The organism is Methylosinus sp. is20ea, from assembly GCF_059718135.1.
Window position 1 is genome coordinate 2,250,066 of sequence record NZ_AP046088.1, and the last position, 20,286, is coordinate 2,270,351.

Annotated in this window: 15 protein-coding genes; 6 read left to right on the forward strand and 9 right to left on the reverse strand. The window is 66.7% G+C overall.

Annotation, left to right across the window (positions count from 1 at the left end; translation table 11 throughout):
* Window positions 1-60: 60 nt before the first annotated feature.
* On the reverse strand, window positions 61-3,624 hold the full coding sequence (gene addA, locus AC6IY7_RS10295) for a double-strand break repair helicase AddA (protein ID WP_497778864.1): 3,564 nt from the start codon (window positions 3,622-3,624) through the stop codon (window positions 61-63).
* 44 nt (window positions 3,625-3,668) lie between these two features.
* Entirely contained in the window at window positions 3,669-5,063 is a 1,395-nt protein-coding gene (locus tag AC6IY7_RS10300) for an MFS transporter (RefSeq protein WP_497778865.1), read from the reverse strand.
* A gap of 617 nt (window positions 5,064-5,680) precedes the next feature.
* On the opposite strand from AC6IY7_RS10300, the gene AC6IY7_RS10305 reads away from it, so the two are divergent.
* The gene (locus AC6IY7_RS10305) at window positions 5,681-5,935 is read left to right on the forward strand and encodes a TonB family protein (protein ID WP_497778866.1); all 255 of its coding nucleotides are present in this window, start codon (window positions 5,681-5,683) and stop codon (window positions 5,933-5,935) included.
* Here the strand turns inward: AC6IY7_RS10305 and AC6IY7_RS10310 are convergent.
* Both AC6IY7_RS10310 and addB read right to left on the reverse strand, forming a co-directional pair.
* Window positions 5,904-6,992, reverse strand: a complete 1,089-nt coding sequence (locus AC6IY7_RS10310; RefSeq protein WP_497778867.1) for a MerR family transcriptional regulator — start codon at window positions 6,990-6,992, stop codon at window positions 5,904-5,906. The genes AC6IY7_RS10305 and AC6IY7_RS10310 overlap by 32 nt on opposite strands.
* 514 nt (window positions 6,993-7,506) lie before the next feature.
* On the reverse strand, window positions 7,507-10,623 hold the full coding sequence (gene addB, locus AC6IY7_RS10315) for a double-strand break repair protein AddB (protein WP_497778868.1): 3,117 nt from the start codon (window positions 10,621-10,623) through the stop codon (window positions 7,507-7,509).
* A gap of 184 nt (window positions 10,624-10,807) precedes the next feature.
* Between addB and AC6IY7_RS10320 the strand changes: the two genes are divergently transcribed.
* Window positions 10,808-11,959, forward strand: a complete 1,152-nt coding sequence (locus tag AC6IY7_RS10320; RefSeq protein ID WP_497778869.1) for a sensor histidine kinase — start codon at window positions 10,808-10,810, stop codon at window positions 11,957-11,959.
* Window positions 11,956-12,663, forward strand: coding sequence for a response regulator transcription factor (locus AC6IY7_RS10325; protein WP_497778870.1), 708 nt, complete (start codon window positions 11,956-11,958; stop codon window positions 12,661-12,663). Before AC6IY7_RS10320 ends, AC6IY7_RS10325 begins: the two co-directional genes overlap by 4 nt.
* On the opposite strand, the gene fabI is transcribed toward AC6IY7_RS10325, so the two are convergent.
* The 3 genes from fabI to fabA form a co-directional block, all read right to left on the reverse strand.
* On the reverse strand, window positions 12,608-13,429 hold the full coding sequence (gene fabI / locus AC6IY7_RS10330) for an enoyl-ACP reductase FabI (protein ID WP_497778871.1): 822 nt from the start codon (window positions 13,427-13,429) through the stop codon (window positions 12,608-12,610). The two genes, AC6IY7_RS10325 and fabI, sit on opposite strands and share 56 nt — an antisense overlap.
* Window positions 13,430-13,449: 20 nt before the next feature.
* Window positions 13,450-14,673 (reverse strand): beta-ketoacyl-ACP synthase I, encoded by a 1,224-nt coding sequence (gene fabB, locus AC6IY7_RS10335; protein ID WP_497778872.1) that lies wholly within the window; start codon window positions 14,671-14,673, stop codon window positions 13,450-13,452.
* 91 nt (window positions 14,674-14,764) lie between these two features.
* Window positions 14,765-15,283 carry a 3-hydroxyacyl-[acyl-carrier-protein] dehydratase FabA gene (fabA, locus tag AC6IY7_RS10340; protein ID WP_497778873.1) on the reverse strand — a complete coding sequence of 173 codons (519 nt, stop codon included), beginning with the start codon at window positions 15,281-15,283 and terminating at the stop codon, window positions 14,765-14,767.
* 201 nt (window positions 15,284-15,484) lie between these two features.
* On the opposite strand from fabA, the gene irrA reads away from it, so the two are divergent.
* Window positions 15,485-15,940 (forward strand): iron response transcriptional regulator IrrA, encoded by a 456-nt coding sequence (irrA, locus tag AC6IY7_RS10345; RefSeq protein WP_497778874.1) that lies wholly within the window; start codon window positions 15,485-15,487, stop codon window positions 15,938-15,940.
* Window positions 15,941-16,401: 461 nt separating this feature from the next.
* On the opposite strand, the gene AC6IY7_RS10350 is transcribed toward irrA, so the two are convergent.
* Window positions 16,402-16,953, reverse strand: coding sequence for an SH3 domain-containing protein (locus AC6IY7_RS10350; protein ID WP_497778875.1), 552 nt, complete (start codon window positions 16,951-16,953; stop codon window positions 16,402-16,404).
* A 243-nt stretch (window positions 16,954-17,196) separates the two neighbouring features.
* Here AC6IY7_RS10350 and AC6IY7_RS10355 point away from each other — a divergent pair, with 243 nt between their 5' ends.
* Together AC6IY7_RS10355 and AC6IY7_RS10360 are read left to right on the forward strand one after the other, a co-directional pair.
* Window positions 17,197-18,192 (forward strand): 2-hydroxyacid dehydrogenase, encoded by a 996-nt coding sequence (locus tag AC6IY7_RS10355; protein ID WP_497778876.1) that lies wholly within the window; start codon window positions 17,197-17,199, stop codon window positions 18,190-18,192.
* Between the two features lie 133 nt (window positions 18,193-18,325).
* The gene (locus AC6IY7_RS10360; protein WP_497778877.1) at window positions 18,326-18,805 is read left to right on the forward strand and encodes an META domain-containing protein; all 480 of its coding nucleotides are present in this window, start codon (window positions 18,326-18,328) and stop codon (window positions 18,803-18,805) included.
* A 12-nt stretch (window positions 18,806-18,817) separates the two neighbouring features.
* On the opposite strand, the gene AC6IY7_RS10365 is transcribed toward AC6IY7_RS10360, so the two are convergent.
* Window positions 18,818-20,149 (reverse strand): DUF3422 family protein, encoded by a 1,332-nt coding sequence (locus AC6IY7_RS10365; protein WP_497778878.1) that lies wholly within the window; start codon window positions 20,147-20,149, stop codon window positions 18,818-18,820.
* Window positions 20,150-20,286 lie beyond the last annotated feature (137 nt).

Here is a 20,286-nt window from a genome sequence, read left to right on the forward strand (position 1 = left end):
GGATAATGACGAAAACTAGACGGAAATCGCGGCGAAAGCGCGTCCGGCGTTTCCCGTGGCTCACACCTCCCGCAAAATCTCCTCCAGCGCGGCGTCCAGCGCCTCGGGCTCCGGCTCCTCTATCGTCGCGCTCTGCGTGAAGATCAGCGCGCAGCGCACATTTTTGTGCGGATAGAGCCGCAGCGCCGCGGCGCGATAGACGGCGAGCTGGCGCAATTGCGCGGGCGTCGCCGGATGACGCGGCGCGCCGGTCTTGAAATCGGCGACGATGACGTCTGTTTCCGTCTCGGCGAGTCGGTCGATGCGGCCGCAAATGGCGATCTCGCCGCGCGGGCTGTCGAGCCTCGCCACGATCTCCACCTCCGGCGCCGAGCCCGGCCCGAACAAAGGCGCGAGCGAGGCGTGGCCGATCACCGCGAGCACGGCGGAAACGAGCCGCTCGCGCTCTGCTGCGTCGAGCGGGGCGCCGCGCAGCTCCAGAAAGCGCAGAGCCGCCTCGACGCGCCGCTCCGCCGGCGTGTCCGGCAGGCGTTGCAGCAGCGCATGGGTGAGGCGTCCGACGAGCAGCCTTTCGCGGTCGCTTCGCGTCGGCGCGGCGGAAGTCTCCTCGCCGGCGAAAGGATCGGCTGCCGCCAGCGCGGTGGCCGGCCGCAAGGGCGGGGCCGGCGCGCGCTCCTCCGGCGCCGGCGCGCGCGCATAAAGCGGGACGGTGATCGCCGCGGCTTCGCGCGCCTCGCCCATCGTCGCCGCGCCATGCGCCGCATCGCCGAAACGCAAAATCTCTTTCGTCTCGTCGAGCGGGTCCGGCGCGCTGTCGCAGGCGGGCTCGAGCGCGTTGCGGATCGCGTCGTACCAGCAGCCGGCGCCGCGGCCCGCCGGCCCATGGAAGCCGCCGACATAGAGCCGTTCCTCGGCGCGCGTCAGCGCCACATAGAGCAATCTGCGATGCTCCTCCCGCGCCGCCTCGCGCAGCGCCTCGCGCGCGCTGGCCACGGCGGGCGGATCGGCGGCCATATTGCTGGACCAGACCAGCGTCGCGCCATCCTCCTCGCCGAGCCGGAAGATCTTGGGATCGTGCCGGCCGGAGGGGCCGCCGCAAGTATCCGGCAAAAAGACGATCTTCGCCTCCAGCCCCTTGGAGGCATGCACGGTCATCACGCGCACGGCGTCGCCGGCCGCCTCCATGTCGCGCTTGACGGAGAGCTGCAAGCTCTCGACGCCCGCCAAAAATCCGGCGAGGCCCTGCGCCTGCTCGCGCTCGAAGGAGAGCGCGAGGCGCAAAAATTCGTCGATCGCGTCATTGGCCTCCTGGCCGAGCCGCCCGACCAGCTTCTCGCGTCCGCCGCCGGCGCTGAGAATATAGCTGTAGAAATCGAATGGCGCGCGTGCGCGCGCCTCGCGCGCCCAAGCTTCGACGCGCGTGGCGGCCTCTTTATGCGCCGGCTCCGGCGAGGCGGCGAGCGCATCGATGAGCGCGCCTTCGCGTTTGGGCGCGAGGGCGATGAGATCATCGTCGGTGAAGCCGAGGAGCGGCGATTTCAGCAATGTCGCCAAAGTGAGATCATCCTCGCGCAGCAGCGCGACGCGGCCGAGCGCGACGAGATCCATCACCGCAATGTGGCCGGAGAGATCGAGCCGATCGGCGCCGGCGACGGCAATGGCCTCCGCCTTCAGCGCGCGAATGACGCCCTCGAAAAAAGCGTCGCGCTTGCGCACCAATATCATCACATCGCCGGGCCGCACGGGACGCATCGCGCCTTTGTCCTCGACGCATTCGCCATTTTGCGGCGCGAGCAGCGCCTTCACCTTGCGTGCGATCTTGCGCGCGAGCCGCGCCGGCGGGCCGGCCTCGTTCACATAATCCAGCGGCAGCCGCCAATCCTGCGGCGTCTCCGCGCCCTGGGACGCTTCCGGCTCCCATATTTCGACGAGGCCGGGCACGTCGCTCTTCCAGGCTTCGTGCAATGGCGCGGGCTCGTCGCGGTCTGCCGCGAGGCCGCGCCGATTTTCCTCGACGGAGAAGACGATATCCACCGCGCCGAGCACTTGCGGCGAGGAGCGGAAGGAGCGCGTCAGCCGCACAGTCTCGAAGCCGAGCTCGGCGTCGCGAAAGCGGCGCGCGAAATCGCGGCGCATGGCGTCGAATTTCTCCGGCGCGGCGCCTTGAAAGGAGAAGATCGACTGCTTCTCGTCGCCCACGGCGAAGAAGGTGCGGATGCGCCGCGTGGCGCCGGCGCCGGCGCAGAATTCATCGGCGAGCGCGGCCAATATGTCCCATTGCGCCGCGCTCGTGTCCTGCGCCTCGTCGACGAGAATATGATCGATGCGCGAGTCGAGCTTGTAGAGCACCCAGGACGGGCTGGAGCTTTGAAACAGCCGGCGCGTGCGCTCGATGAGATCGTCGAAATCGAAGAGGCCGCGATTGCTCTTCATCCGCTCATAGGCGGAGAGAATGGCGTCGCCGATCCGCGCCAGCGCCATGGAGCGACCCTGCGCCGCCGCCGCCTTGCGTTTTTCCACCAGCGCGACGAGACGATCGCGCTCTTCCTCGAGCCGCGCCAGCAACGCCGGCTGCTGTTTTTGAAGCGCGGAAGAAATGATCTTCTGCTTGCCGAGTCCGCGCGGCTCGCCGTCTTTCTTGAAGAAGATTGCGAGATACTCTTCCACACAAGCGGTGCGCTGCTCGCTAGCGCCCCCTCTCCCACCCGAAGTCGGCTGTTGCCGACTTCGGTCATCTATGCGCAAACCGGGAACACCCGGTTTGCGATGCGGGGGAGGGCCGGGGAGGGGGCCTATGAGCCCCGCGGCGATCGTCAATTGCGTCGCGAGCTTCCCATCATTCGCCCCGCCGCCGCGCAGCGCCTGCGCGATCCCCGGCCAATCGCGCGGCGCTATTCCGCCCTCGATAATCTCCCGCTCCACCGCCTCGAGCGTCTCGCCCTCGCGCAGCCCCAGCCGCTCGCGCAGCAATTCCGCATAATCGCCCGACGACAGATTGCGATGCGCCGCGCGATGGCCGAGCAATTCCGCGATCAGCTCGTCGAAGCCGCCGCCCGAGCAGAGCCGCGACACCGTCTCCAGCGCCGCGCGCAATTCGCCTTCGTCCAGCACGGCGCGGGCGAGCGTCTGCCGTCGCGCGCGCTCCAAAAGCTCGGCGCGCTCGAGATCGTCGAGCACGCGGAAGGACGCCGCGACATTGGCCTCGAAGGGAAAGAGATGCAGAATCCTTTCGCAAAAAGCATGGATCGTTTGAATCTTCAGCCCGCCGGGCGTCTCCACCGTGCGCGCGAACAGCCGCCGCGCGAAGACCAGCTCCGCGCGCGACGGCTGCGGCGCGCCGGTGGCGAGAATGGCCGCGGTCAGCGCCTCATCGTCGAGCAGCGCCCAGCCGGCGAGAATATCGAAAATGCGCGCCGCCATATTGGCGGCCGCGGCCTTTGTGTAGGTGAGGCAGAGAATGCGCGAGGGCGGCGCGCCGGCGAGCAGCAGACGCACCACGCGCTGCGAGAGAACATGCGTCTTGCCCGAGCCCGCATGGGCCGCGACCCAGGCCGATCGCGCGGGATCGGAGGCGGCGCGTTGCCGCTCCCGCGTGTCCTTGGCGATGGGGCGTCTGTCGCTCATCCAGTTTCCATTTTGGAGCGAATTTCGATCGATCGCAAAGCGCTCTACGGCGATGTCTTCTCTATGTTCTCGGCCACCACCTCGTCGATCATGCTGTCGAGATCGGTCGCCTTGGTCTCCTTGGTGAAGATCAGCGCTGTGATCGTCGAGGCGCCGAGCGCAGCGAGATAGAGGCCGACCGATTCCGCTCCGTAATTTTGCGCGATCCATGTCGCCACGAAGGGCGTCAGCGCCGCGCCGAGTATGGAGGCGAGATTATAGGAGACGCCCGAGCCCGTATAGCGCGTGTTGGTGGGAAAAAGCTCCGGCAATATGGCCGACATAGGCCCGAAGGTGAGGCCCATCAGCGACATGCCGATGCTGAGGAAAACCAGAATGAGCCCGCGATTGGCGCTCTCGCCGGTTCCGATGAGATCCTTGGAGAGGAAGTAGCGGAAGGAGAGGCCGAACAGCACGATGCCGGTCGTCACGATCAGCAGCAGCTTGCGGCGGCCGATCCTGTCGGCGAGATGCCCAGAGACGGGGATGAAGCCGGCGAAGAACAGCACGGATATGAGCTGCAAGACGAGAAAATCGCGATAGCCTATGCCGAGATTGCCGAGCGCGACCTTGCCTATGCCATAGGAGAGAATCCACGTCGTCATCAGATAGAAGAGACCATAGGTCGCGACCATGATGAATGTGCCGAGCAAAAGCTCCTTCGCATTGTTGCGAAACACATGGGCGAGCGGCGATTTCAATTTCTCGCCGCGCTCCAATGCGCGCGCGAAGACCGGCGTCTCATGCAGCTTCAAGCGCACATAGAGGCCGAGCGTGACGAGCAGAATGGAGAGCAGAAAGGGCAGCCGCCAGCCCCAGGCGAGGAAATGCTCGTCGGGCGTCGCGCGCGTGGAGTCGAAGGCGAAGAGAATGGTGAGCGTCAGGAAGAATCCATTGGCGAGAATGAATCCGAACGGCGCGCCGAGCTGCGGCCACATCGCCGCCCAGGCGCGTTTGCCCTTATCGGCGGTCTCGGTGGCGAGCAGGGCCGCGCCCGACCATTCGCCGCCGAGGCCGACGCCCTGGCTGAAGCGGAAAATGGTGAGCAGGACCGGCGCGAACAGGCCGATCTGATGATAGGTCGGCAAGAGGCCGATGGCGAAAGTGGCGAGGCCCATCAGCAGCAGCGAGCCGACGAGAGTCGCTTTTCGCCCGACGCGATCGCCGAAATGGCCGAAGAGGACGGAGCCGATCGGCCGCGCGACAAAGGCGACGCCGAATGTCGCCATGGAGGCGAGCAGCGCCGCGCTGCCTGCGCCGGCGGGGAAGAACAGCAGCGGAAACACCGATACGGCCGCGGTGGCGTAGATGTAGAAGTCGAAGAATTCGATCGTCGTGCCGACGAGGCTCGCGAAGATGATGCGATTGCGGTAGCTTTTATCCGACCCTTCGAGAGCCATTTCAAATTCCTCGCCCATGTCCGAATGCGGCGCGTCGATCCGGCGTTTATGAGGATCGAAGGCCGTTTCGGGAAACCATACAAGAAATGTAGTTTGACCGCTATCGAAGGCGGTCGCCGCCCCCGGCCCCGATCTTTTGCTTAGCGAGACGTGAATCCTCGGCGGCGCCGCGTCGTCCCGAAGCGGGAAGAATGGCACGAGAGGTGGACAAAGCCCGTCCGAATCGGGGGCGCCGAAAATCGGCGGCCGATTCCTTGCCGAAACGTCAAAAAGCGTGGTGAACGCTTCGTGTCTTCGAGGTTCTTTCGTCGCCATGCGCAAGGCGCCGGAAGCCGCGTCGATAGGCTTAGCGGAAAGTGAATCCCACGCCCGTTTCCGCCGTCCCGAAAGTGGAACCGCAGCACGAGACGCGCACAAACCCCGTCCGAATCGGGAGCGCCGAAAATGGGCCGTCGATTCCTTGCCGAAGCGTCAATCGGCGTGGTGAGTGCGTCGTGAACGCCGTGTCTCGGCGCTCGGCTCGGCGCCGCCGGCGGCAAAAATGCGTCGTCGAACAATCGCGCCGGAAACGCCCTCCGATTGCCGACATGCGAGCGAATGACGCAGGGGCGCCGCATATGATCGAGCGCAAAATCGTCAAATCCGCCGGCGACGAGGCGCTCGACCGCGCGGCTCTCGCCATGGTCGAGGCGACCGTCGCGCCGCCGCCGCCGGCGGCCCGCTTCCAGGGCAAAACCACGATCGGTTTCGACATTCGGCGCCGAAGCAAGGCTGCCTCTACGCGCCGCCATCGTCGCGCTGTTCGCTCGTCGTGGCGGCGCGGTCTGCTGCGAGCGCCTCTCAGGGCAGCGTGCGGAAGAAAAGGCCCCTGACCCTGCCGTCGGGCGCGAGGTCGATGCGCCATTCGGTCTCGCTTTTTTCGAATTGCGCGCGATAGACGTCCCAGCCGTCCACGCCGACGCCGACGAAGCGAATGTCCTTCAACTCACCTTTGGCCGTGAGTTCCGACGCGATCGCTTCCGCTCGCTCACGCGCCAATGTGGCGAGCGGCTCCGTCATGCGCGCGGAGTCGATTTCTCCGCGCCGAGTTTCATCGATCGTTCGGCGGATCGCCTCTTCGCTGTCCGGCTGCGGCCGATTATCGTGGATTCTACGCGTGAGCTCCTCCTCTGCGCGCTCGGCCTCGGTTTCGTCGACCCGCCTCGCGACCAATTCGATGCCGTTCTGATGGATCGTCAGCGCATTCGCTGTTTGGTCGCGGTCTACGGAAAAGACGAGCTGAGCCGGGACGACCTTCAGAAAGAACTCGGTCTCGCTCTCTGGAAAAATCTCATAGGCGGCCTGCCCGGTCACCTGACTGAAGAGCCGGTTCTGGACGCGCGTGATCGTGATCCCGCCGCTGAGGGCGTCGAAACGATAGGCGCCGACGTAGCGATCGTAGAGTTCTGGATCTATGGGCGTTATCTTGCGTGGGCGCGCCTGCTCGTAGCGGCGCTGCGCGATCAGGTCGAGCGATGTCTGCGTCATGGTCGTCTCCTTTGCGAGTGTTATGAGTTCGTCGAGCGAGAGCGTGCCGCCCGCGGAGAGTTTCGTTCGAGCGGCGCCGACGAGCGCCAGCTTCTCGTCGATGCGCTGGCGCTGTTCGGTGAGCGCCGACTGCTGCATTCCCAGAGTTCGGTCGAGATCGGCCGCGCGCCCCTCGAGCAGCGCGGCGATGCGCGCGAGGCTGAGGCCGAAGCGCTTCAGAGCGAGCACCTCGTGAAGGCGGGCGATCTCCTTTTCCCCGTACAGCCTCCAGCCCTTCGCCGAACGGGCCGGCGTCAGCAGGCCGCGTTGCTCATAGGTTCTGAGGCCGCGAATCGTGACGCCGATGCGTTCTGCGCATTCCGCCGCGGTCAGCAACATGTCCTTGCGTCTCGACTCTCTCACCAGACGAGCCCTCCTGTTCCTCAGGGTCTAATCTATGACCCAAGGGACGGCGCAAGCGTCATTTTGCGACCTCGGAAGCGGCGGCGCGACGCCCCGTGTCTGGCGTCGCCGCCGCGCACACCGCCGTGCACAAGGAGCGGGATGTCGCGTCGATAGGCTCAGCGAAAAGTGAATGCGGCGCCGTTTCCGCCGTTTCAAAGTGAGAGCGGCGGCACGAGAGGTGGACAAACCCCGTCCGAATCGGGGGCGCCGAAAATGGGCGGTCGATTCCTTGCCGAAGCGTCAATCATCATGGTGAATGCTTCGTAAACGCCGTATCTTCGCGGCGCGTCACCGCCATCACAGGCTTAGCGATTTATGAATCGTCGGCCACTTCCCGCGGTCCCGAAAGTGGAATTGCGGCACGAGACGCGCACAAACCCCGTCCGAATCGGGAGCGCCGAAAATCGGCGGCCGATTCCTTGCCGAAGCATCAAAGAACATGGTGAACGCTTCGTGACTTCGCGGCGAAGCGTCACTCCTCCCCGCCACCGCCGTCGCGGGACCATTCCTTCACCCGCGCGAGATGGTCGTAATCGCTGTAGCGCGAGGCGAATTCCACCCAGGGCCGCGACGGATAGGGCGTGTCGGAATCGCGAAACTGATTCAGCAGCACGAAGAGATTGGCGCGATGCTCGGCGACGACATCGGCGAAACTCTTGTCCTTGAATTTCAGCCATTGCGTCTCGCCGCCGGTCTTGCCGCCGAGCCGCACATAGGCGGCGCCGGAAACGCGCGGCGCGCCGATGGATTCGAAGGCGCCGGCCTCGATCATCGCCGCCTCCAATGTGAGCTGTGGCGAGAAGCCCGCGCCGACTTGTGATGCGGTCGGCGGATTGCCGGTCTTATAGTCGAAGACGAAAGCTTCGCCGCTCGCGTCGACCTCTATGCGATCGGCGACGCAGGAGAGGGTGAAGACGCTGCCGTCGGCGAGCGTCAGCCGCCAAGCGGCGCCTTTCTCCACGAAAATCTCGCGCGCCTGCTCGCGGCGCTCGCGCTCGAAGGCGAGCGCATGATCGAGGCCGGCCTCTATGCGCGGCCAATCGAAGGCGAGGAAGGAAGGATCGTCCAGAAATTCGCCGAGCTCCGCGCGCGCAATATCGACGAGCAGCGCGCGCGCATCGTCCGGCAGTGGGCCTTTGGGATGCGCCTCCTGGAATTTCGCCAGCGCGGCATGAACGGCGACGCCGATCTCGCGCGCGCCCTTGGGCGCTCCGAGCGGCGGCAGAGGCGGCAGCCGCAGAATATATTCGGCGAAGACAGAGTAGGGATCGCGGCGCAGCTTTTCGACGCGCGTGACGCTGAGCCGCGTCGGCCGCAGCTCCACGGGCGGGCGCGGCAGTGGGCGCGAGATGGCGCGAATCTCCTGCGGGCGATCCAGCGCGGCGGCGAGCGCGCATTTTTCATCGCCGCGCGCCTTGCAGGCGTCGAAGGCCTCGCCCGAGAGCGCCGCCAATCGCGCGATGAGGCGCGACACCACGGTCGGCGCGCCATCGCGCTTTTTCGCGCGGCTCACCACCACCTCCGCCGCGCCGAAGGCCATGGCGAAATCATGCGCCGTCTGGCCGATGCGGCGCTCCGGCGGCGAGAGGCCCAATTGCCGGCGCATGGCGCGATTGAGAAAGGCGCCGGATTCGGCCTGCGGCGGCCAGATCGTCTCGTCGAGCCCGGCGAGCAGCGCGAGATCGGCGTCGAGCAGGCGCGCTTCGAGCAGGCCGAGAATTTTGAGACGCGGATGCGCGCGGCGCGGGCTGGGCGCGCTCGCCTCGAAGGTGAGCCGATCGAAGAAGGAGGCGTAGCCGCCGGCGTCGAAGACGAGCGCGCTGTCCGAGGCCTCCAGCGCGTCGAAGAGCTGCAGCAATTGCTCGACGCCCTCGCCGGCGGGCTCCTCGCCGGCGATTCGTTCCAGCGCCAGCGCATGGGCGCGCGCGCGCGCGCCGAGGCGCGCCTCGGGCGTGAGCGTGGCGAGGGGGAGAAGCGCGTCGTCGAGACGGGCGAGCAGATCTTCGATCGCGCGCCAATCCTCTTCGCTAATGCGCTTCAGCGCCGGATGCGCGTGCGTCTCCTCGGCGAGCCGGCGCGCCGGCGCGGTCATTGCGGCGAAGCTGCCGCCGCTCTCGACATTGCGCAGCACGGCGATCTCGACCAGCGGAGCGAGGCGCTCGATCTCCGCGTGCGAGAGGCCGAAGCGCGTTAGCGGATGGGCGAGCAGAGCGGCGGCGTCTATGGCCGAGGCGCCGTCCTCCGCCGTGGCGGCGACGAGCCGGGCCAGCGCGCCGATCGGCGTCGAGCCGAGCGGTCGGCCGGCCGAATCGTCGACCTCCACGCCCCAGCGCGCCAGCTCGGCGCAGACGCGGCGGGCGATGTCGCGGTCGGGCGTGATGAGCGCCGCCGTGCGGCCCGGCGTCTCCAGCGCCTCGCGCATGGAAAGGGCGAGGGCCAGCGCCTCCTCGCGCTCGTCCGTCGCCTCGATGAAGGAGACGCCGGCGAGCGCATCCGCGAAACCTGCCGCCTCGGCGGCGCGGAAATCGCGCCAATAATCGGTGCAATCGGCGGGGCGCAGCGCCTCCGCCAGCAGCCGCCTGCGCGCCTGGAGCACGGGCGGGGCGGAGCCGAGGGGGCGGACCTCCTCGCGCGCGACGCCGAGGGTGGAAAGGAGACGTTTCAGCAAAGTCTGCGGATGGGTGAAGCTCGGCTCGTCGCTTTCACCCTCGCCGTCCTCGCCGACCCGGCGCCAGGCGTCGTCGTCGAGCGTCTCGTCGAGGCCGGGCAGGATCACGGCGCCGCGCTCCATTCGCGCGATCGCCGCCAAAAGGCGCGCCGTCGCCGGATGCGCGCCGGTGGAGCCGAGCGCGATCACCGGGCCGCGCGCGCCGCCGCGCTCGAGATGGGCGATCTGCGCCTCGATCAGCGCCGTCTGCCGCGCGGCGCGGTCGATGAGGCCGCGGGCGCCGAGAATATTCGGCCAATCCTCGAGCGCGATTTTCAGGAAGTTGGCGGTGATCGCGAAGAAGCGGTCGTAGGCCTCCTCCGCGAGGCCGGCGAGCGCGCCGGCGCTCAGTTTCTCGATCGCGAATTCGTCGATCAGCCGCGCCAGCTCGCCCGAGAGCGCATAGGCGCTGGCGGGCGAGGGGGCGATCAGCAGCATTTCGCGCGGGTCGTGCTCGACGGCGCCGGTCGGGTCGATGGAGACGATCGCATGGCGCAGCGCGCGCGCCCATTGCAGCACCAGCTCGGCGAGGATCAGCCGACGGTCGAGTTCCTCGATCGCCGGCGCCAGCGCCAGCTCCAGCGCCGCCTCGCCGGAATCGAGATCGGCGTGGAACAGCGCCGAGGCCTCCTGCTCGTCGAGATCGCCGAGCGGCAATATGCGCGGCAGCAGCGCCGCCGGCGCCTCGATCGCGGTGGAGAATTGCGCCGCCAGCGCCCGCGCGGCGCGCTGCGTCGGCACATAGATCGTGGTGGCGGCCAGAGCCAGCGGCCCGCTCTCGCGCGAGAGGCCGGGGATGATCGCGCCATCCAGCAGCGCTCGCGTGAAGGCGCCCAGAAAGGAGGCGCCGGGGGCGATGGAAAATACGTAGCGAGACGCCATTTTTCTACTCGGCGGGTGGAATAAAGCAGAAGCGGAGCAATTCACATCATAATTCTGTGCATTGCGCGTGATTGCGAATTGAAACCCGCCGGTAACGGAGAATACTCCGAGGCGGCGACCGTGGCGATGGTTTGGCGGCCTGCCGGCTTTTTCGAGAGCGAATGGGTTTCGAGGGAACTCGCCGATGGACCGATCGTCGAGCGATTCGCGCGCCGAGCTCCGAGAGGCTCCCGCGTCGATACGGCCGTCACGCCGGGCGGCGGCCGGCGGGGAGGATTTGCGTCTCGCCGAGGCGCGCCTCGAGGCCATTCTCGAATGTCTCACAGACGCGGTCCTGTCGATCGATGAGAAGGGCGTCGTGGTCGCCGGCAATGCGGCGGCGGGGACGCTGTTCCGCTGCTCCGGCGAGGCGTTGCTCGGCGTCGAGGCCGCGATGCTGCTGCCCGAGAGCCGCCTCGCGGCCGGGGATCGGCGCTCGGACGGACTAGCGCGGCGGCCCGACGGCTCGACCTTCCCGATCGCTTTGACCATGAACGAGACGCGCGGCGGCGGCGGCGTCCGCCTGCGCATCGCCGTCATTCGCGATTTGACCGAAGAGCGCGCCGCCGAGGCGCTGCTCTGCGAATTGCGCTCGGAGCTCGCCTATGCGGGGCGGCTCGCCGCCATGGGCGAGCTGGCCGCGGCGCTGGCCCATGAGATCAACCAGCCCTTCTCGGCCATCGCCACCTATGTCCGCACCGCGCGCTGGCTGCTGCAGCGCAAGCCCAAGCAGAGCGCCGAGATCGAGGATATTCTCGCCAAGGCCGGCGCGCAGGCGATGCGGGCCGGCGATATCGTCCGCCGTTTGCGCGAATTCGTCACCCGCGGCGAATCGGTCAAGACGGTGCAGAGCCTCTCGACGCTCGTCGAGGAGGCGAAATCGCTCGGCGTGGCCGGCGCGCGCCATGTCGGCGCGCAGGTCTACGTCGACGCGCGCGCCGAGAACGACGAGGTTCTCGCCGATCGCGTGCAGATCCAGCAGGTCATCGTCAATCTGATGCGCAACGCCGTCGAGGCGATGGACGGCGCGCCGCGGCGCGAGCTCTCGCTCTCCACCTCCGCCGCCGATGGCTATGCGCGGCTCGACGTCGCCGACACGGGACATGGGCTGAAGGATGGCGGGGGCGCGCTGTTCGAGCCCTTCCGCAGCACCAAGGCGAGCGGAATGGGCATAGGCCTCTCGATCTCGCGCTCGATCGTCGAAGCGCATGGCGGACGCATATGGGCCGAGCCCAATCCGCGCGGCGGCGCGATTTTCAGCTTCACACTTCCTCTCGCGGAAAGGGCCAGCCTATGAGACCAGCGCCGTTCGTGCATCTCGTCGACGACGATCCGGCGATCCGCGACGCCCTGACGCTGATGTTCCGCTCGCGCGGCTTTCGTCCGCGCGCCTATCGCTCCGCGGAGGATTGCCTCGCCGCGGCCGGGCCGGAGACGACGGGCTGCGTCGTCGCCGACATGCGGCTGCCGGATATGACCGGCGTCGAGCTCACGCGGCGTCTGCGCGCCTCGGGGGCGACATCGCCGGTGGTGATCATCACCGCTTCCGCCGGCGCCTCTATCGCGGTCGAGGCGCTCGCCGCCGGCGCCAGCGATCTTCTGGAAAAACCCTTCGACGACGAGGCGCTGCTCGCCTCCGTGTGGCGCGCGCTGGCGGCGCGGCGCGGCGAGCAGGAGATCGACGCCGAGACGCGCGCCATCGTCGCGCGCTTCGGCGCGCTGAGCGAGGACGAGCGGCGCGTGCTGGCGGGCGTCGCCAAAGGCCGCCCGAGCCGCGATATCGCGCAAGGGCTCGGCCTCGAGCTGCGCGCCGTGGAGCTGCACCGCGCCAATATCATGGCCAAGGCCAATATCGGCACGCTGGTCGAGCTGGCGCGGCTCTCTGTCATCGCCGCCAGCGCCAAGGCCGGCGAGGCGGGCAAGGCCGGCGAGGCGGCGCGCGAGCCTAATCCGCCGCTGCGGCGCCGCCGTTCAAATCTTCGGGACGTGGCTGCAGCATGATGTTGTAGCCGGCGTCGACGAGATGAATCTCGCCGGTCACGCCGCCCGACAGCTCCGACAGGAAATAGAGCGCCGAGCCGCCGATCTCGTCCAGAGTGATCATGCGGCGCAAAGGCGCATGCGCCTTCTGAAACGCGCCCATCGCCCGCGCGCCGGTGATGCCCGCGCCCGCCATGGTGCGCACCGGGCCGGGCGAGATGGCGTTCACGCGAATGCCGCGCGCGCCATAATCGGCCGCGAGATAACGCACCGAGGAATCGAGCGCCGCCTTGGCGACGCCCATCACATTATAGTTCGGCATCACATGCGTGCCGCCGCCGAAGGAGACGGTGAGCATGGTTCCGCCATTCTTCATCAGCGCCGCGGCGCGCTTGGCCGCCTCGGTGAAGGAGAAGCAGGAGATGACGAGCGTGCGGATGAAATTCTCGCGCGAAGTGTCGGCGTAGAGGCCCTTCAGCTCGCTCTTATCCGAATAGCCGATCGAATGGACGAGAAAATCGAGCTCGCCCCATTCCTCGGCAAGACGCGCGAAGGCGGCGTCGACGGAAGCGATGTCCTCCACGTCGCAGGGAATCACCAGATCGGAGCCGAGCTCCTCGGCGATCGGCCGCACCCGCTTGCCCAGCGCTTCGCCCTGATAGGTGAAGGCGAGCGAGGCGCCGTGCTGCGCCAGCGTTCTCGCTATGCCATAGGCGATGGAATGATCATTCGCGACTCCCATGACAAGGCCGCGTTTGCCTTGCATGAGGCCCGTTGAAACCGTCATGTCGTGATGGTCCTATCTCGTCAGGCGTCGGGGTGCTTGAACACCAGCGACGCATTGGTGCCGCCGAAACCGAAGGAATTGGAGAGCACGGCGCGCAGAGCGACATTGTCGCGCCGCTGGCGCAGGATCGGCATATCGGCGAATTCCGGATCCAGCTCTTCTATGTTGGCGCTCTCGCAGATGAAGCCGTTCTGCATCATGAGCAGCGAATAGATCGCCTCCTGCACGCCGGTCGCGCCGAGCGAATGGCCGGTGAGCGATTTCGTCGCCGAGATCGGCGGGCATTTGTCGCCGCGGCCGAACACTTCGCGAATCGCCTCGATCTCCTTGAGATCGCCGACCGGCGTCGATGTGGCGTGCGGATTGATATAGTCGATCGGCGCCTTCACGCCGGCGAGCGCCTGGCGCATGCAACGAATGGCGCCCTCGCCAGAGGGCTGCACCATGTCATAGCCGTCCGAGGTGGCGCCATAGCCGGCGAGCTCGGCGTAGATTTTCGCGCCGCGCGCCTTGGCCCGCTCATATTCCTCCAGCACCAGCACGCCGGCGCCGCCGCCGATGACGAAGCCGTCGCGGTTCTTGTCATAGGCGCGCGAGGCGGTCGTCGGGCGGTCGTTATAGGAGGAGGACATGGCGCCCATGGCGTCGAACAGCACGGAGAGCTCCCATTCGAGCTCCTCGCAGCCGCCGGCGAACATCACATCCTGCTTGCCCCATTGAATCTGCTCATAGGCCGCGCCGATGCAATGATTGGAGGTCGCGCAGGCCGAGGAGATCGAATAGTTCACGCCCTTGATCTTGAACCAGGTGGCGAGCGTCGCGGAGGCGGTGGAGGACATCGCCTTGGGCACGGCGAAGGGGCCGACGCGTTTGGGCCCTTTGGTGCGGGCGATATCGGCCGATTCGACGACGACCTTGGTCGACGGGCCGCCCGAGCCCATGATGATGCCGGTGCGCTCATTGGAGATTTCGTCCGGCGCGAGGCCGGAGTCGAGGATCGCCTGGTCCATGGCGACATGATTCCAAGCCGTGCCCATGGCGTGGAAACGCATGGCCCTGCGGTCGACGAGCGTCGAGGGGTCGAGCGTCGGCGCGCCATGCACCTGGCAGCGGAAGCCGAGTTCGGCGTATTTGTCCGCCTTGACGACGCCGGACCTCGCCTCGTGCAGCGAGGAGACCACTTCCTGCGTATTATTGCCGATGGACGACACGATGCCCATGCCGGTCACGACCACTCGTCTCATGTCTAAGCTCCCTCGCGCCGGCGGGCTCTGTCGTCCCGTCTCTGGATTTGGCGGCGTCTCGCGCCCGCCCGATTGGCGTCCCGTCAGGCTGTCAAGAGGCGGCTTCGGGCTTGGCGAGTCCGACCTTCAGGTCTTTTGCTTCATAAATGCGCTGCCCGTCCACTTCCACCCAGCCGTCGGCGATGCCGAGCACCAGCTTGGATTTGAACACGCGTTTGAAATCGACGCCGTAGCGGACGAGCTTATTGTGCGGCCGCACCTGGCCGCTGAACTTCACCTCGCCGACGCCGAGCGCCATGCCGCGGCCCGGCAAATCGAGCCACCCGAGGAAAAACCCCGTGAGCTGCCACAGCGAATCGACGCCCAGGCACCCCGGCATCACCGGATTGCCCTTGAAATGGCAATCGAAGAACCAGAGGCTCGGGTTGATGTCGAGCTCGGCGCGCACATAGCCTTTGCCGTGCTCGCCGCCGTCCTCGAAAATCTCGGTGATTCGGTCGAACATGAGCATGGGCGGCAACGGAAGCTGGGCGTTGCCCGGGCCGAACAGCTCCTCCCGCGCGCAGGCGAGCAGATCCTCATATCCGAAAGACGAGCGCCGTTCGCTCATGATGTTCCTTTTTGCGTCTCTGACGTGACGATTTCCGGTCGCGCCGCCGGCCGGAAGCCGCATTCGTTAACATAGGCGCCGGCCGGGTCAAAGGGGGCGAGCCGTCCGCGCGCGGCCGCGTTAGGAAAAAGTTGTCTCCTCCCGCGCGCTTCCCTATTGTAACCAAAGGGTGACACGAAGCGGGGCGGGAACATAGAGCAAATGACGGGCGAGCGAGTGACGGTCGAAACCAATGATCGCGCGCCGGGCGACGCCATTCGGCGGCTGCGCGGCCGGCTGATGGCCGCCGGAATGCGGCCGACGCGCCAGCGCGTCGCGCTCGGCGGGCTGCTGTTCGGCAAGGGCGACCGCCATGTGACGGCCGAAAAGCTGTTCGAGGAGGCGCTGGCCGCCGATCTGCCGGTGTCGCTCGCCACCGTCTACAACACTTTGCATCAATTCACCGACGTCGGCCTGCTGCGTGAGATCGCGGTGGATGGCGCGCGCGTCTATTTCGACACCAATGTCTCGGAACATCATCATTTTCTGCTCGACGGCGAGGGGCTCGTCGATATTCCGGGCGCGCATGTCGACATCGCCGATCTGCCGCCGCCGCCGCCCGGCATGAGGATCGCCCGCGTCGATGTGGTGGTGCGCCTGTGCAAGGACGAGGGCTGAGCGGGAACGACGCGAACGCATGCCCTCTGGTCGTCTGCGTCGATGAAAGATGTTCGCGCGCCCCCTCCCCAACCCTCCCCCCGCTTCGCGGGAGAGGGAGCAGATTCGGCGCTTTATCGAAGCTTCGCGAAACGTCGCTGCCCCTCTCCCGCGAAGCGGGCTATCGAATGCACACATCCCCCCGCGCCGTCATGGCCGGGCTTGTCCCGGCCATCCACGCCAACACGCGGAGGCGTCTTAAGAAGTTTGGCGTGACGCCGAAGCTCCGGCGGAGCCCGACATGGGATGAAATCCGTCGATGGCAGGCGCCTTCCTTTGGTTTCTCAGCTGCTTGGCGTGGATGGCCGGGACAAGCCCGGCCAGGACGGCCGCAGCGTCTCGCGATGTGTGAATCCGATAGCGGGAAGCGGGAGAGGGTGAGGGAGGGGGCCTTCGCGTCGAATGACGTCGAGCGCCGCCTTTCACTCGATCTTCTCCCCCGGATAGACGCCCCACAGGCCTTCCTGTTTCACATAGGCGTCGAAGCCCTCGCCCGAGACGCGGCACCAGGAGCCATCGCAGCGGCGCAGGCTGGCGACCACGCCGGGCGACAGTTTCGCCACCGGCGTCACTCTGTCGCTGGCGTAGGCGAGAATCGGCTCCTTCTTCCACGGCGCGACGAGGGCGGTCCGGCGGCCGGACAGCAGCGAATGCAGCACCCAGCCCTCGGTTCCCTCCGAATCGCGGATTTTCCGCCAGGTCTCGAATTCGGCCGTGATTTCCACCGGAAGGCCGGCCCGTTCGAACACCCAGAGCGTCGGATGCTCCTTGCTCGGCCCCTCGTGCAGATTGACGCGGTCCGATTTGAGGCTGACATAACGCGGCAGTGGCAGTCCCGAGGCCGAGCCGACCTGCTGCTGCGCGCCGGCGCCCGTCGGCGCGGCGCACATGGGCGCGGCGGCGAGAAGAACGGCGACGGCGAAACGGATTGCGGCGGCCGCGCGTCTTCGGCTCGGAAAGGGCGATTCGTCCATTTCTACTCTTCTCCCGAAAGACGCCTCTCGCAGTTGCGAACGACGCCTCGTCTTGTCTTTGTCCCGCCATCTGTTAGGAAGTTCGATGGGAAAGGGGCGCGGGCGGCGAAACGCTCTTTTCATCCATCGTCGTTAAGACCTGGTTGAAGAGACCGAAGCGCCCCCGAGGCTCGATCGGCGGAACGGCTCGCCCTCGGGCGGCCGGAGAGCTTATTCGACCGAGGCGGGAGGACGAAGGGGAAGATGGCGAAAAAGAAGCCGCTCGTCGTGGTGACACGTCGGCTCCCCGAGGTGATCGAAACCCGCATGTGCGAGCTTTTCGACACGCGCCTCAATGTGAGCGACCGCCCGGCGACGCATGAGGAGCTCGTCGAGGCCGTCCGCACCGCGGATGTTCTGGTGCCGACGATCACCGACCGCATCGATTCCGGCCTCATCGGCCAGGCCGGCGACCAGTTGAAGCTCATCGCCAATTTCGGCAATGGCGTCGACCACATAGACGTCGCCTCGGCGCTGCGCCGCTCGATCACCGTCACCAATACGCCCGGCGTCCTCACCGAGGACACGGCTGATCTCACAATGGGCCTGATCCTGGCCGTGGCGCGCCGCCTCGTCGAGGGCGCGCGCACCATTCCGGACGGCGCCTGGGGCGGCTGGTCGCCCACCTGGATGCTCGGCCATCGCATCACCGGCAAGCGCCTCGGCATCGTCGGCATGGGCCGCATCGGCCAGGCGCTCGCGCGCCGCGCCAGCGCCTTCGGCCTCTCGATCCATTATCACAATCGCCGCCGCCTGCCGGCCGAGATCGAGGATCAGCTCGAGGCGACCTATTGGGAATCGCTCGACCAGATGCTGGCCCGCATCGACATTCTGTCGATTCACTGCCCGCATACGCCGGCGACCTATCATCTGCTCTCGGCCCGCAGGCTGAAGCAGATGCGCCCGCATGCGATCATCGTGAACACGGCGCGCGGCGAGATCGTGGACGAGAATGCGCTGATTCGCATGCTGGAGGCGGATGAGATTTCCGGCGCCGGCCTCGACGTCTTCGAGCATGAGCCGGCCGTCTCGCCCAAGCTGATCAAGCTCGCCAAGTCCGGCAAGGTCACGCTGCTGCCGCATATGGGCTCGGCGACCAATGAGGGACGCGTCGACATGGGCGAGAAAGTCATCATCAACATCAAGACTTTCATGGACGGGCACCGCCCGCCCGATCGCGTTCTGCCCAGCATGTTGTAGCGGCGCGCTCGCGCTTTTCGCCGGCGCGCGTCGGAAAGCTCCGGCGCATTTCCGTTCGGAAAAAAACCACAACGCACGCGCAATTCTCCGAAAAGCGATTCGCATGAGGATCGTTCGCGAAAAGGATCGAAGGATGAGACGAATTCTGACCGCGCTCCGAATTTTGACGGCGCTACTGGTCGGCCTCGCCGCCTGCGGCCCCGTGCTGGCCAAGGGGAAGCCGGCGCAAAAGGAGAAGGATCAGCAAGAGGCGACCGCGCAGGAGCCGCCGCCGAACTATAAGCCGTTCCCGCATAATTATATTTTCAATCTCAAGGACATAAACGGCAAGGCCCCGCCGGCCGACATTTGGATCCGCATCGATTCGACGATGCGCGGCGCGGGCTTCTCGGGCTGCAAATCCTGGTCGGGCGTCTTCGTCGTCGGCGGCAATCGGCTCGGCCCCAAGGCCATGCCCGCCGTCGCCGACGCCAAATGCGATCCCGCGCTGCAGGCGATCGAACACGAGTTTTGGCAGGTGATGCTCTCCGGCCCCTTCTGGGACACGCAGGGCTCGGATCTGATCCTCAAGGGCGCCAAGGGCGGCGTGCTGCGCTTCACGCGCTCGCTCTGAGAGAGGCTGCCCTCAGCTCACCTTCTCTTCTTCCTGGGCCTGGGCGGAGAGGCGCTTGACGCGCTGCCAGAAGGCCCAGGCGCCGAAGATGACGAAGGGCATGGCCGCCGCCGCCGCCTCCTCGCCGGTGAGGCCGAAGGGCAGGGCGCCGGCGTCCTTCACGCCCTTGAAGAAATAGAGCGAGAGACCTGCGACATAATAGCTGAGCGCGGCGATGGAGAGCCCGCCGACCAGCTTTTGCAGGCGCATCTGTAGCCGCGCGCGGCGATTCATATCGTCGAGCAGATCGCGATTTTGCTGCTCCATCTCGAAAGTGATGCCGGTGCGCATCAGATCGGTGGCGCGCTCCACCTGGCGGGCGAGGCGCGCCTGCCGCGTCTCGAAGGCGTTGCAGGTCTCGATCGCCGGATCGAGCCGCGCGCTGAAGAAGGCCGAGATCGTCGTATATTGGCTCTCCTTCGCCTCCTGGATCAGCGTCAGCCGGTTTTTGACGATGGCGTGATAGGCCCGGCTCGCGCCGAAGCGGAAAGCGGTGCGCGTCGACAACGCCTCGCTCTGCGCCAATAGGTCGCCGAGGCCTTTCAGCAAGTCGCGACTGGTGCGCATGTCCTGGGTTTGGCTCAGCGCCTGGGTGATGTCGGAGATTTCGCGCTCCATGGCGCGTAGCGCCGGGCCGGAGCGCCGCGCCTCCGGCAGGCCGAGCAGCGCCATTGTGCGATAGGTCTCGATCTCCAGCACGCGCTGAATGAGCCGGCCGACCTCGAGCGCGCCGACGGCGTTGGTCTTGACCAGCAGCCGGGTGAAGCCGAACGGATCGGGCGCGAAATCGGTCATCACATGCGCCGCGCCCTTGGCCGCGCGGATGACGCAGAGGCTCTGCGAATTGAACAGAGAGACGAAGGGCTCGTGCGAATGGCCGCTCTCGATCGCGCAGAGATGGGCCGCGACGATCAGCCGGCCCGGAGGACGAAAGGCGATCTCGCCGCTCCCGAGCGGATCGGGATGAGTGAAGGGCTCGTCCGCCGCCCTCTGCGTCGACCATGTGTAGGTGGTGAATTCCGTATGCTGCTCCCAGCGCAGCCGCCAATCGCCGATGGAGAGGCGCTGGAATTTGGCGTCGCCGGGCTGCGGGACCAGCATATGCGAGCGGCACAGCTCGGCGAGAGCGGCGCGATCGGCGCGCGCCTCCTCCTCATTGGTGGCGAAGGCGAAATGATAGACGCGCTGCGGCAGCGCGATCGGCAGGAAAGGCCGGGCGTGCAGCTCGGCGAGAACGGCGGCGCGCGCCTCGTGTTCGGCGAAGCGTCCGACGATCGGCGCGGCGCTCTCCAGGTCAGATGCCATTTCTCTCGTCTCGTTTTGCGTTCCCGCGCGGGGCGCGGGCTTTGGTTCCGCCGAATCGTCCTGAGAATAGCGACGCAGGCCGTTCCTGGAATGCGACAAAACGAACGAAAAGGCGAGGCGTCGCCGCCTCGCCGTCA